The organism is Streptococcus sp. 2022WUSS083, from assembly GCF_044427155.1.
In the GTDB taxonomy this organism is placed as follows: domain Bacteria; phylum Bacillota; class Bacilli; order Lactobacillales; family Streptococcaceae; genus Streptococcus; species Streptococcus hashimotonensis.
Map to the genome: position 1 here is coordinate 349,412 of NZ_JAOTGK010000002.1, position 13,407 is coordinate 362,818.

Annotated in this window: 10 protein-coding genes; 9 read left to right on the forward strand and 1 reads right to left on the reverse strand. The window is 43.8% G+C overall.

Going from position 1 to position 13,407, the window contains the following annotated elements:
• Positions 1 to 5: 5 nt before the first annotated feature.
• Positions 6 to 1,379 (reverse strand): tRNA uridine-5-carboxymethylaminomethyl(34) synthesis GTPase MnmE, encoded by a 1,374-nt coding sequence (mnmE, locus tag ODU41_RS03690; RefSeq protein ID WP_024383769.1) that lies wholly within the window; start codon positions 1,377 to 1,379, stop codon positions 6 to 8.
• 312 nt (positions 1,380 to 1,691) lie between these two features.
• Between mnmE and ODU41_RS03695 the strand changes: the two genes are divergently transcribed.
• From ODU41_RS03695 to deoD, 9 genes are all read left to right on the forward strand, one after another.
• Complete coding sequence (locus tag ODU41_RS03695; RefSeq protein WP_105115375.1) at positions 1,692 to 5,054, forward strand: type I restriction endonuclease subunit R; 3,363 nt, start codon at positions 1,692 to 1,694, stop codon at positions 5,052 to 5,054.
• Between the two features lie 4 nt (positions 5,055 to 5,058).
• Positions 5,059 to 6,105 carry an AbiH family protein gene (locus ODU41_RS03700; RefSeq protein WP_105115374.1) on the forward strand — a complete coding sequence of 349 codons (1,047 nt, stop codon included), beginning with the start codon at positions 5,059 to 5,061 and terminating at the stop codon, positions 6,103 to 6,105.
• 11 nt (positions 6,106 to 6,116) lie between these two features.
• Positions 6,117 to 7,277 (forward strand): restriction endonuclease subunit S, encoded by a 1,161-nt coding sequence (locus ODU41_RS03705; RefSeq protein ID WP_105115373.1) that lies wholly within the window; start codon positions 6,117 to 6,119, stop codon positions 7,275 to 7,277.
• Positions 7,278 to 7,293: 16 nt separating this feature from the next.
• A complete protein-coding gene (locus tag ODU41_RS03710; protein ID WP_105115372.1) occupies positions 7,294 to 8,889 on the forward strand; it encodes a type I restriction-modification system subunit M in 1,596 nt (531 codons plus the stop codon).
• 78 nt (positions 8,890 to 8,967) lie between these two features.
• Positions 8,968 to 9,642, forward strand: a complete 675-nt coding sequence (gene rpiA, locus ODU41_RS03715; RefSeq protein ID WP_105115371.1) for a ribose-5-phosphate isomerase RpiA — start codon at positions 8,968 to 8,970, stop codon at positions 9,640 to 9,642.
• A 327-nt stretch (positions 9,643 to 9,969) separates the two neighbouring features.
• Positions 9,970 to 11,181, forward strand: a complete 1,212-nt coding sequence (locus ODU41_RS03720; RefSeq protein WP_012027384.1) for a phosphopentomutase — start codon at positions 9,970 to 9,972, stop codon at positions 11,179 to 11,181.
• Complete coding sequence (locus ODU41_RS03725) at positions 11,181 to 11,537, forward strand: arsenate reductase family protein (RefSeq protein ID WP_024414016.1); 357 nt, start codon at positions 11,181 to 11,183, stop codon at positions 11,535 to 11,537. Before ODU41_RS03720 ends, ODU41_RS03725 begins: the two co-directional genes overlap by 1 nt.
• Positions 11,538 to 11,548: 11 nt before the next feature.
• Entirely contained in the window at positions 11,549 to 12,358 is an 810-nt protein-coding gene (locus ODU41_RS03730) for a purine-nucleoside phosphorylase (RefSeq protein WP_024385405.1), read from the forward strand.
• 32 nt (positions 12,359 to 12,390) lie between these two features.
• Positions 12,391 to 13,104 (forward strand): purine-nucleoside phosphorylase, encoded by a 714-nt coding sequence (gene deoD / locus ODU41_RS03735; protein ID WP_014638302.1) that lies wholly within the window; start codon positions 12,391 to 12,393, stop codon positions 13,102 to 13,104.
• Positions 13,105 to 13,407: the final 303 nt, after the last annotated feature.

The following is a 13,407-nucleotide window of genomic DNA, read 5'->3' on the forward strand; positions in this document are numbered from 1 at the left end:
TGTTCTTATTTTCCAAGACAGAATTGGCTAAAGAGTTGGGTGATGAGTTCATCTGGAGCTGCATCGCCTGTGATTTCTCCCAAAATCTGCCAACAGCGTGTCAGGTCAACCTGTAACAAGTCAACTGGCATACCCATTTCCAGTCCGTCATTGACAGCTTGTAGGCTTTGGACGGCTTGCTCAATAAGGGAAATATGACGAGAATTGGAGAGGTAGGTGGCATCTTGCTCTACCAGACCAGCATTTTCAAAGAAGAGCTGGTTGATTTTTTCTTCGATTTGGTCGATATTCTGGTTTTTCAAGACGGAAATGCGGATGACATCCTCAGGCAGTTGGTCTGCCTCAATCTGTTCTTCCAGATCGGTCTTGTTGAGTAGGACGATACGGTTTGCCAAATCGGAAATGGCTAGTAGGTTGCGGTCTTGCTCGGTCAGTGGCTCGGATGCGTTGAGGACTAGCAGGATGAGGTCGGCCTCCTCAAGGGCTTTTTTAGATCGTTCCACGCCGATTTTTTCAACGATGTCGTCTGTTTCACGGATACCTGCTGTATCAATCAGCTTGAGGGGGACGCCCTTGATGTTAACGTATTCTTCGATAACGTCGCGGGTTGTTCCTGCGATATCTGTAACGATGGCTTTTTCCTCGCGGAGGAGGTTATTGAGCAGGCTGGATTTTCCCACATTTGGACGACCGATAATAGCGGTTGCGATGCCTTCACGCAGGATTTTTCCACGGCGGGCAGTACGGAGGAGATTTTCCAAAAGAGCTTGGAACTGGAGGGTCTTCTCACGGACCAGCTCTGTCGTCGCCTCCTCGACGTCGTCATACTCGGGGTAGTCGATGTTGACCTCGACCTGTGCCAGCGTATTGAGGATTTCCTGGCGGGTGTCGTTAATGAGCTGGGAGAGGGAGCCGTCAAGTTGGCGGACGGCATTGTGCATGGCCTTGTCGGTCTTGGCACGGATAACATCCATGACGGCCTCGGCCTGGGTCAAATCCACACGGCCGTTGAGAAAGGCACGTTTGGTAAACTCGCCTGGCTCAGCCATTCGAGCACCTTGGCGAATCAGGAGCTGGAGGATTTCGTTGGTAACGGCGATTCCTCCGTGGGTGTTAATCTCGATGACATCCTCGCGGGTGAAGGTCTTTGGGGAACGCATAACACCCAGCATGACCTCGTCAAGCACTTGCCCTGTCGCAGGGTCAATAATGTGGCCGTAGTTGAGGCTGTGGCTAGGAACCGTTGCTAAGTCCTTTCCCTTGAAAACCTTGCTGGCAATGGCAAAAGCGTCCGTCCCAGACAGGCGGACAATCCCGATGGCCCCCTCACCGAGAGGAGTTGAAATGGCTGTAATAGTGTCGAATTCTTTGGTGATCATATATCTTTCTTTCTAAAATCGTCTTATCTATTAGTGTATCATGGAATGATGAAAAAAGCACAGATGAGGGATGAGGAAGTGTGAATACCCGCTCAATCAATTGTTTTTCTATTCCTTTCTGTTATAAAATATGATAAAATTAACCTACATAATCTTTGTATTTTTTAGGAGAGAGATATGAAACTTCTAAATAGGTTTGCACATATATATATATATATATCAAAGCAATCTAAAACACTTGTTCAATTCTATAGTAAACGAAACCTGCCAGACTTGGCAGGCTTTTTGCGTTATCGAAAGGCAGGTGTCTAGATGACTTGGCAACAACTTATGCTAGACATACCAGTATATGCACCAGAATTGCTGGAAGAAGTAAAGGCTATTGAAGAATACCAAACAGGCTTGCTGGAAAAACTAGAAAGACAGGACAATGCCTTGGAGTTGGAGGCTGTTTACCAAGTGGAACAAGCCTGCCTGACCGATATTGTCAAAGGCTATCTGGACATCAAGCGTAAGCCAGACCACTATGCACAAGCCGAGCAGAAATTAGCAGATGCCCACGGTCAGTTAATCGGTTTCCGCAAACATCTTCTGAGCTTGCTACAGAAAGTGAATGAAGAGGACTTAAAAGATTTTCAAGTCAGTCTACGTTTACTACCTGGTCAGCGGGAGTTGGTTGACTCTCAGGCTCTTTATCAGACCAAGAAGCCTGCTAATGAGCTACAGATAGAAGATGAACTTATCCGCCATTTGACCAGCGGAGAGAGTCAGTGGGTCTATCGTCCTGAACTCAATAGTGAAGAACTCCTTTGGTCCAACTTTTTCGCCAAGCTAGAGGCTAATAACGTCCGCCATTTAGCTGACCATCCCCTAACAGACCAAGAAAAACACCAAATCAAGAACCAACTCAACTTTATCAATTTCTACGAAGCTGCCAAGTGGCTAGCAGGTGAGAATGGCATTGCCAAGGTTCAAGTCCAACGAGAAGATGCTAGTCTGGGCACCATCCGATTGGAAGTCATCTGGCGACACAATGTTGCTGGGGGTAAGTCCAGCTATGAGGTCGTTAACCAAGTTGTGACAGGTGGCGATGCTGCCAGACAAAGACGGGGGGATGTGACCCTCTTGATTAACGGACTTCCTATGATTCATATTGAGCTCAAGAGCCGTTCCCATCCCTATATGGATGCTTTTCGTCAGATTCGGAAATACGAGCAAGAGGGTCAGTTTAAAGGGATCTTTTCGAGCTTACAGATGTTTGTTGTGTCCAATATCACAGACACCCGCTACATCGCCGCTGCCAAAGAATCCAAACTCAATGATCGCTTTTTGACCAAATGGGTGGATAAGAACAACCAAGCTCAACCTCATCTATTTGACTTTGCCAGAGAGGTCCTTTCCATTCCCATGGCTCACCAATTGGTCATGCAATATTCGGTGATTGACGACGACAAAAAAGCCCTTATCCTGCTTCGTCCCTATCAGATCCATGCCATTGAAGCTATCCGAGAAGCCAGTCGTCTTCGTCAGTCAGGCTATATCTGGCATACAACTGGTTCAGGTAAGACCCTGACTTCCTACAAGGTGGCTCGTAATCTCCTGCAAATTCCATCCATTGAGAAGACCATTTTTGTCATTGACCGTACGGATCTTGACCAGCAGACTACAGCTGCCTTTATGTCCTACGCGGAAAATGACATGATAGATATTGACCAGACGGACGACACCCAGCACTTGTTGAAAAATCTGGCTTCAGAAGACCGCCGTGTCGTCGTCACCACTATCCAAAAACTCAATACCCTCCTGCGTCAATTTGAAGAGGGGCTTCATGAGAAATTCCACCAACGTGTTAAGAACCTTAATCTAGCCTTTGTTGTGGACGAATGCCACCGGGCTGTCACCCCAGAACGCCAGCGGATTTTGGAACAGTTCTTTGTTAACTCACTCTGGTATGGCTTTACAGGTACTCCTATTTTCAAGGAGAACAAGCGGGAGCAAAAAGGCGATTTAGCCCAGACGACAGAAGAACAGTATGGGCCATGTCTCCATGAATATACGGTCAAAGAAGCCATCCATGATCGAGCTGTTCTTGGTTTCCAAGTGGAATATCAGACCACCATGCCTGGCTGGGCTGAGGATGAAATCGAAGACGAGTTTTATGACGATGAACGGCATATGCTGATGGTTTTGGATGCTATTTTAAACAAATCCAAACGCAAACTCGGTTTCCAAAACGGTGTAGGGAAAACCTACGAGGGCCTACTGACTGTCAAGTCCATCGCCCGTGCCCAAGCCTACTATGACCTGATACAGGAAGTTAAGGCAGGACAGAAGAGCCTGACAATTTCGGAATCAGTCAAAAAAGTCTTGCCTGATTTTCCAAAAGTCGCTATCACCTACTCAGTGACTGAGAACGACGAATCTTCCTTTGCCAACCAAGACTACATGAGCAAGAGTTTGGACGACTACAATGCTATGTTTGATACACACTTCACTCTGTCGACCCTTGGTTCCTACAATACCGACCTCAACGACCGCTTGGCACGCAAAAAAGATAAGTATGCCTTCCGTGAGGAGCAGTTGGACTTGGTTATTGTAGTGGATCGCTTGCTGACGGGATTTGATGCTCCGTGCTTGTCTACCATTTTCATGGACAGGCAACCTATGAAACCCCAGCACATCATCCAGGCCTTTTCACGCACCAATCGTCTCTTTGACGAGGGCAAGAAGTTTGGACAAATCGTTACATTCCAGACTCCAGAACGCTTTAAGGAAAGGGTTGACGAGGCCCTCAGTCTTTACTCAAATGGTGGCGAGTTTGCGGTGCTGGCTCCGACTTGGTTGGAAGAAAAAGCCAAGTTCAAGGAAAAGGTTCAGCAGTTGCTGGTCATTGCCCCAAGTCCTGAAATGACACCAGACCTAGATGCCAGCAGTGATGCCGAGTTGAAACGCTTTGCCAAGGCCTTCCAGGAATTTGACAAACTCTTTGCCTCTGTGCAGGTCTATGCCGAATACGAGCAAGAGGACATGCTCAAGGAAATCGGGCTGAGCCTGGAGGATATTGAGAATTTTTCTGGACAATACCAAAATGTCATCGAAGAACTCCGCAGACGTCGTAAGGAAGACGAGGGAGTAGATGAAACGCCTTTTGACATCGAGTACGAGCTGGAGTCTGTTCGTACAGACGAAATCAACTACCACTATATCATCTCCCTCATCCAAAACCTGATTGACAGTAAAAACCAAGTCATCCCTGACAAAGAGAAAAAATTGGTGGACAACTACATCGCCGACTTAGACAAGACCAATCCCAAACTCTCCCAACTCATCTCCAAAATCTGGCAGGAAGCCCAGACCAATACTCAAGATTACAAGGGCCAATCCATCGCCCACAAGCTAGACGAGATGATTGATCTAACCATCCGTGAGCAAGTCGTATCCACCGCACGAGATTGGTGTGTCGGAGAAGACGAACTCCAGTTTATCGTGGACAACTACCGAGTCGGAAAGGACAAGCAAATCGGAGAAAAAGCCCTTGTTGATACCTACGATTATACAAGCTACAAGGAAAACAAGGGCGACCAAGCCCTCAACAAGCTCAAATACAAAAAAGCCCTCAAAGAGGACTATATGAACATGATTGCGGAAGAGATCCTGCCATTGAGGGGGAGGTAGGAAGATGGATAAACTATTCATTATTGGAAATGGGTTTGACATAGCACATGGATTAAAATCAGACTACCTCTATTTCAAAAAGTATGTTTATGAGACATTTGGTAAAGATGAAAATTTGACAGGACTTTCTGGAAAAGAGGATATAGCAGAGTATCTTGATGATTTAGACAAAGATTTGGAAAGATATGTCAACGATTTTGACATTCAGGAGTTTAATATAGACCAAACAACGGATTTTACAAAGGTTTCGGAGTTGTTTTATCAGTTTATGTTACAAATCATGAGGGATACAGTTTATTGGTCAGATTTTGAACAAAGTTTGGGACGTTTTACAGAGATTGAGATAGACATGGAAGAGTTTACTGATAAAGAAGGCGATTTTAATGGTAGTGTTATGGCTTACAATGCTGAGGAAGTTGGAGAAAATTTAAAACTACTGACACCTGTCATTTCGAAATTGTTCTCGGAATGGATTGCAGTAACATATGATAACTGGAAAATCTTTGTAAAAAATTACCGTAAGCAGTGCTACCAAGGTAGTTTGAGTAAAGAAACGATCATCTTAAATAGAGATAGTGTATTTTTAAATTTTAACTACACACATGTTTTAGAAGATTTTTATGGTATTCCATCCGAAAATATTTATCATATCCATGGTGAGATAGGGGAAAATCTGGTTTTTGGTCATAATCTTGAGAGTGAAGATTTTGATAATCCTATGGATGTTGCTACGCATCTTTCACCATTGGTAAATTCTTTGGTAAAACCAGTTGGAGAAATCCTAAACAGTTCACACAGCAAGGATTTTTTTGAAAAAATAAAAAATGTTGAGGAAATCTACTTCATAGGTTTTGGTCTTCGTGAAAAAGATGGTGTAGATGCTCCATACTTTAGGAAAATTTTTGAAGTGATTCCTGCTGTAAATATTTATGTTGATGAGTTTGATATTGAAAGAAGGAATAGTATTCAAACCACATTATCTTATTGGGGTGCCCAAAAGACAGAGCGTTTAAGATTTATCAATACTAATAGAGATATTGTATTATGTTGAGAGGAGATTAAATGAAAACAAACAATAATATCCCAGCCTATCGTTTCCAAGGCTACACTGACGCTTGGGAACTGCGGAAGTTGGGGGAACTCACAAGTTATCGGAATGGAAAAGGGTATGAGGATAATCAATCTGATTTTGGTAAATACGAACTAATAAACTTAAATTCAATTTCTATTGAGGGTGGCTTAAAACCATCTGGTAAATTTATCAATTCTGCTTCAGAAACGCTAAATAAAAATGATTTAGTTATGGTTCTTAGTGATGTGGGACATGGAGATTTACTTGGCAGAGTAGCAATTATTCCAGAAGACGATAGATTTGTGTTAAATCAACGGGTAGCTCTATTAAGAAACAATGATTATGCAGACTGTAAATATTTATTTTCATATATAAATGCTAATCAGCATTACTTTAAATTACAAGGAGCAGGCTCTTCCCAGCTAAATATATCTAAGAAAGCTGTAGAAAATTTTGTAGTCCATATACCTTCGCCAAAAGAACAATCCGCCATCGGCACTTTCTTCTCCACCCTCGACCGACACATCACCCTTCATCAGCATAAGTTGGACATGCTCAAGGAGCAGAAGAAGACCTATCTCAAACTCCTCTTTCCAGCCAAGGGACAAACCAAACCTGCCCTCCGCTTCCAAGGCTTTGAAGACGACTGGAAAGAAGTCAAGTTGGGGGAGCTATGTGATATTAGGACTGGAAAACTAGATGCCAATGCAATGGTTGAAAATGGTGAATACGATTTCTACACTTCGGGAATAAAAAAATATAGAATTGATGTTGCAGAATTTGAAGGGCCAGCAATCACAATTGCTGGAAATGGAGCAACCGTTGGGTATATGCATCTAGCTGATGGAAAGTTCAATGCATATCAAAGAACTTATGTTTTAACAAATTTTAAAGTGGACAGAAGTTATATTTTTTCAGAAATAGCTAAGAAATTGCCTATAAAGATACAGCAGGAGGCAAGAACAGGAAATATTCCCTACATTGTATTATCAATGTTGACGGAATTATTAATCTCCCTCCCCACTCTCCCTGAACAAGAAGCCATTGGCACCTTCTTCCAAACTCTCGAACAAGAGATTGCTCAGGTGGAGGACAAGCTGGCTAGCTTGAAAGAGATGAAAAAGACTCTACTCCGTAAATTATTTGTATAAGAGAAAAGGAAATCAAATGGCACAAGAAAACAACTCACAATCCCTTTACCAGTCCCTTTGGAATGCGGCGGATATTCTCCGTGGCAAGATGGATGCTAACGAATACAAGTCCTACCTTTTGGGCTTGATTTTCTACAAATACCTGTCAGACAAGTTGCTTTTGGCAGTGTGTGATAATCTTGATGAATCCTTTAATAGTTTGTCACAGGCTCAAGCACTCTATGAAGAAAACTTTGCAGATCCAGATGTTAAGGAAGATTTGCTAGATGTCCTTGATGATGAGCTGGGTTACTTTATCGAGCCTGGTCTGACCTTTACTGCCTTGGTGGCAAAAGTCCACACTAGCAACTTCCAATTGGAAGATTTGGCACAGGGCTTCCGTGATATTGAGCAGTCTAACGAGATTTTTGAAAACCTTTTTGAAGACATTGACCTTTATTCTAAAAAGTTGGGCCCAACACCGCAAAAGCAGAATCAGGTTATTTCAGCCCTGATTAAAGAACTCCATGACCTCAACCTCAGCAACCATGATGGAGATGTTTTGGGGGATGCCTATGAATACCTGATTGGTCAGTTTGCCAGCGACTCTGGTAAGAAAGCAGGCGAGTTCTATACGCCTCAAGCCGTTTCCCACCTCATGACCCAGATTGTCTTTCTTGGACGGGAACATCAAAAGGGAATGACCCTCTATGACCCAACCATGGGATCAGGTTCCCTTCTTCTTAACGCCAAGCGTTACAGTAAAGAGGCTTCGACCGTTTCCTACTTCGGTCAGGAGATTAACACCTCGACCTACAACCTGGCCCGCATGAACATGATGCTCCACGGGGTTGCCATCGAAAACCAAAAACTTCATGTTGGTGACACTCTTGATGCGGACTGGCCAACGACGGAGCCGACAGATTTTGACGGGGTGCTCATGAACCCACCTTATTCTCAGAAGTGGAGTGGGGATGCTGGTTTCTTGCAAGATTCACGTTTCTCCAGCTATGGTGTCCTTGCACCCAAGTCCAAGGCTGACTTCGCCTTCCTTCTTCATGGTTTCTACCACCTCAAGCATTCAGGTGTCATGGCCATTGTCCTCCCTCACGGGGTTCTCTTTAGGGGAAATGCAGAGCAGAAAATTCGTCAGCATCTCCTAGAGGAAGGAGCTATTGACACCGTGATTGGTCTACCAGCCAACATCTTTTATAATACCTCCATTCCAACTACAGTCATCATTCTCAAGAAAAACCGCACCAGCAAAGATGTCCTCTTTATCGATGCATCTAAAGAATTTGACAAGGGCAAAAACCAAAATATCATGACCGATGACCATATCGCCAAGATTTTGAAAGCTTATGAAGACCGTCAAGATGTGGACAAGTTTGCCCACCTAGCTAGCTTTGAGGAGATTGTGGAAAATGACTACAACCTCAACATCCCTCGCTATGTCGATACCTTTGAAGAAGAGCCTGTTGTTCCACTAACAGAGCTTGCAGACAAGCTTGCCCAGACCGATAAGGAAATAGCAGAAACTACAGCCCAGCTTGAAGCCATGCTAGGTCAGCTAGTCGGCACCACACCAGAAGCACAGGCAGAATTAACTGCCTTTCTGGAAAAATTGAAGTAGTTAATTTTATGTATTCTCTATCCTCTTAAACCAGTTCGTGGTATAATTATTTCATGAATGATTTCAAAGGAGACAAAGATGACAAACCTAAAAGAGCAGGTTGGGATTAAGGCGGCGGAATTTGTGACGGACGGGATGATTGTTGGGCTGGGTACTGGTTCGACGGCATACTATTTCGTGCAGGAGATTGGTCGCCGGGTTGAGGAAGAGGGCTTGCAGATCACAGGCGTAACGACCTCTCATGCTACGGCAGAACATGCTGCGTCCCTTGGGATTCCCCTAAAAAATATCGACGAAGTCGAATATGTGGACCTGACGGTGGATGGAGCAGATGAGGTTGATGGAGACTTCAATGGGATTAAAGGCGGTGGTGCAGCGCTTCTCATGGAGAAAGTGGTAGCAGTCAATAGTAAGGACTGCATCTGGATTGTGGATGAGTCTAAGGTGGTTCAAACCCTAGGAGCCTTCAAGTTGCCGGTGGAAGTTGTACAGTACGGTGCGGAAAATCTTTTCCGACTATTTGAGAAAAAAGGGTATCGTCCAAGTTTCCGTATGCGTAATGGCGAAAAACATATCACGGATATGCAAAACTTTATCATCGACCTTGATTTGCGTAGAATAGAAGACACATATGCATTGGCGGAAGAATTGGATCGGACCGTCGGTGTTGTAGAACACGGTCTCTTTATTGGATTGATTTCCAAGGTAATTGTTGGTACACCAGAAGGACCGAACATCATCGAAAAGAAATAAATTGAAAACGCTTCTCATTTTGGTACAATGAGAGGCTTTTTTATGGTATAATGAAAACACGAACGTTTAGACTCTTCAAAAATCTATCCCCTTACCTCGTAGCAGTCAGACGATAGGTACTGAAAAAGCGATAGCTGAACAGCAGGCAGCGAAGCGAGTAACAGTATCTAGTTTTGATGGTTAGGAAGTTTGATGCCGAGAGCTGTGACTGTATAAGTATTGCCCCCCATTAAAATGTTTAGATGTGGTAACGATAATTTCCAGTCTAGCAACTTGGTTGGACGTTGATTTTGGTTGAATCTAACTATTCAAATAAAGGAGACAATTATGCCTAAATTTAAACGTGTTCACTTGGTAGTTATGGACTCTGTCGGAATCGGCGCAGCACCAGACTCAGATAAATTTTTCAATGCTGGTGTAGCAGATACAGAATCTGATACTCTCGGTCACATTTCTGAAAAAGCTGGGCTTGAGGTGCCTAATATGACCAAGATTGGTCTTGGAAATATCCCTCGAGATACAGCGCTTGCGACAGTTCCTGCTGAAAGCCATCCAACTGGTTACGTGACCAAGTTGGAAGAAGTATCGCTTGGTAAGGATACCATGACTGGACACTGGGAAATTATGGGTCTCAATATTACTGAGCCATTTGATACATTCTGGGATGGTTTCCCTGAAGAGATTTTGACAAAAATCGAAGAATTCTCAGGTCGTAAAATCATCCGCGAAGCAAACAAGCCGTATTCAGGTACAGCTGTCATTGATGACTTTGGCCCTCGCCAAATGGAAACAGGAGAGTTGATCGTCTATACCTCCGCAGACCCTGTGCTTCAGATTGCAGCCCATGAAGATATTATTCCACTTGATGAGTTGTATCGTATCTGTGAATACGCTCGTTCCATTACCCTTGAACGCCCAGCTCTTCTAGGCCGTATCATCGCCCGTCCATACGTTGGTGAGCCAGGCAATTTCTCACGAACTGCCAACCGTCACGACTATGCAGTATCACCGTTTGAAGCAACAGTACTCAACAAACTGGCAGATGCGGGTGTACCAACTTACTCAGTTGGTAAAATCAGTGATATTTTCAACGGTTCAGGTATTACAAATGATATGGGTCACACCAAGTCCAACATGCACGGTGTCGATGTGTTGATTGATACTCTGAAGTTATCAGACTTCGAGGAAGGTTTCTCCTTCACAAACTTAGTTGACTTTGATGCTGTGTATGGTCACCGTCGCAATATCGAAGGCTACCGCGATTGTTTGCAAGAGTTTGATGCACGTATTCCAGAGATTATTGACAATATGCGTGAAGATGACCTGCTCTTGATTACTGCAGACCACGGCAATGATCCATCCTATGCTGGAACAGATCACACACGCGAATATGTGCCACTCTTGGCATACAGCAAGGCTTTCAAAGGTAGTGGTGTCTTGCCAGTAGGCCATTTTGCGGACATTTCAGCAACCGTTGCGGAAAACTTCGGAGTGGACACAGCCATGATTGGCGAAAGCTTCTTGTCACAATTGGTTTAATGGAGAAGCTAACGGTCTATTACAATCCTGACTGTAGTAAGTGTAAAAAATTAAGAATATTGCTGTCCAGTCAGGATATGGAAGTCAAGTGGGTTAATTATTTGGAAACGCCATTAAAGGGAGCTGAATTGACAGCTCTCTTGGAAAAAATGGGCAGTCATCCTTCAGCAGTTATTCGGTTGACAGAAGAAGAGCGAGCAGGATTGTCAGAAGAAGAAATCTTCCAACGTTTAGTGGAAGAGCCTGCTCTTCTCAATCGCCCCATTATCGAGCGAGAGCAGACAGCCTTCCTCTGTCGTCCGCTTGAAATCATTAAAGAAAAAATGCCAGAATATGACTGGTCGGATTATTTATAAAAGGAGAAAATATGAGTTTACTTGCAAAAATCAATGAAACAAAAGCTTTCTTAGAAGAAAAAGGTTTGGTCAAGCCAGAATTTGGTTTGATCTTGGGCTCAGGTTTGGGTGAATTGGCTCAAGAAGTTGAAAATGCTATTGTGATCGACTATGCGGACATTCCAAACTGGGGCAAGTCAACGGTTGTGGGCCACGCTGGTAAGTTGGTATACGGAGATTTGGCAGGCCGTAAGGTCTTAGCTCTTCAAGGTCGTTTCCATTTCTACGAAGGCAATCCGATGGAAGTTGTGACCTTCCCAGTCCGTGTTATGAAAGCCCTTGGTTGTGAAGGCGTGATTGTAACCAATGCTGCAGGTGGTATCGGCTACGGTCCAGGTACCCTTATGGCCATTACAGACCACATCAACATGACTGGCCAAAATCCATTGATTGGTGAAAACTTGGAAGAATTTGGTCCACGTTTCCCAGATATGTCAAATGCTTACACTAAAGAATACCGTGAAAAAGCCCATGCCATTGCGGAAAAATTGGGTATCAAGTTGGACGATGGTGTCTATCTCGGTGTGACAGGTCCTACCTATGAAACACCTGCTGAAATCTTGGCCTTCAAGACTATGGGTGCCCATGCAGTCGGTATGTCAACTGTGCCAGAAGTTATCGTGGCAGCTCACTCAGGTATGAAAGTCTTGGGTATTTCTGCTATCACAAACTTTGCGGCTGGTTTCCAATCTGAACTCAATCACGAAGAAGTTGTAGAAGTAACCGAGCAAATCAAGGGCAACTTCAAAGGCTTGGTCAAAGCTATCTTGGCTGAGTTGTAGGCATTCGAAAATAGAACAAAGAGGTACATTACATGTCTATCCATATTTCCGCAAAACCAGGCGAAATTGCTGATAAGATTTTGCTTCCTGGTGATCCACTCCGTGCTAAATTTATCGCTGAAAACTTCCTTGAAGATGCAGTTTGCTTCAACGAAGTTCGCAATATGTTCGGCTACACAGGGACCTACAAGGGTCATCGTGTCTCTGTCATGGGAACAGGTATGGGGATGCCATCCATCTCTATCTATGCCCATGAATTGATTAACGAATATGGTGTGAAAAAACTAATTCGTGTGGGAACAGCAGGTTCTTTGAACGAGGATGTCCATGTCCGTGAATTGGTCTTGGCTCAGGCAGCTGCGACCAACTCTCGTATGATTAATATTGACTGGCCAGAGTACGATTTGCCACAAATCGCTGATTTTGATCTTTTAGATAAGGCTTATCATATCGCCAAAGAACTCAACATGACAACGCATGTTGGCAATGTTTTATCATCAGATAGTTTCTATTCTCCAAAATTGTTTAGTCGCAACTTAGAATTAGGTCAACTAGGTGTCAAGGCTGTAGAAATGGAAGCGGCTGCACTTTATTACCTAGGTGCTAAGTTTGGCGTTCAAACGCTTGCCATTATGACGATTTCAGATAGCTTGGTTAATCCAGAGGAAGACACCACAGCAGAAGAGCGTCAAAATACTTTCACGGATATGATGAAAGTTGGTTTGGAAACTCTGATTGCAGAATAATTAAGAATAATTAAGAATAATTCTGGGAGTGGGAAAGAACTCGACTGGTCTAAAAAAGAGTTCGTCTTCCCACCCCCCGCACAGTTGATTAGGTCAGATTTGGAGTGTGAAACACGAACAAATCTGCCAATCAACCACTGCGCTGAGATGTTTACACGAACTCTGAGAAGCGTGGCTGGACTTTTTGCCCAGCCTCGTTTAAAAGGCGAACCAATTTCTATTTGTACGGAAGTTGGCTTGTCTTTTTTTTATAAATAGGGTATAATTAAGAAAACGTTTACAAAGGTAGAGCGAAACCTTTCT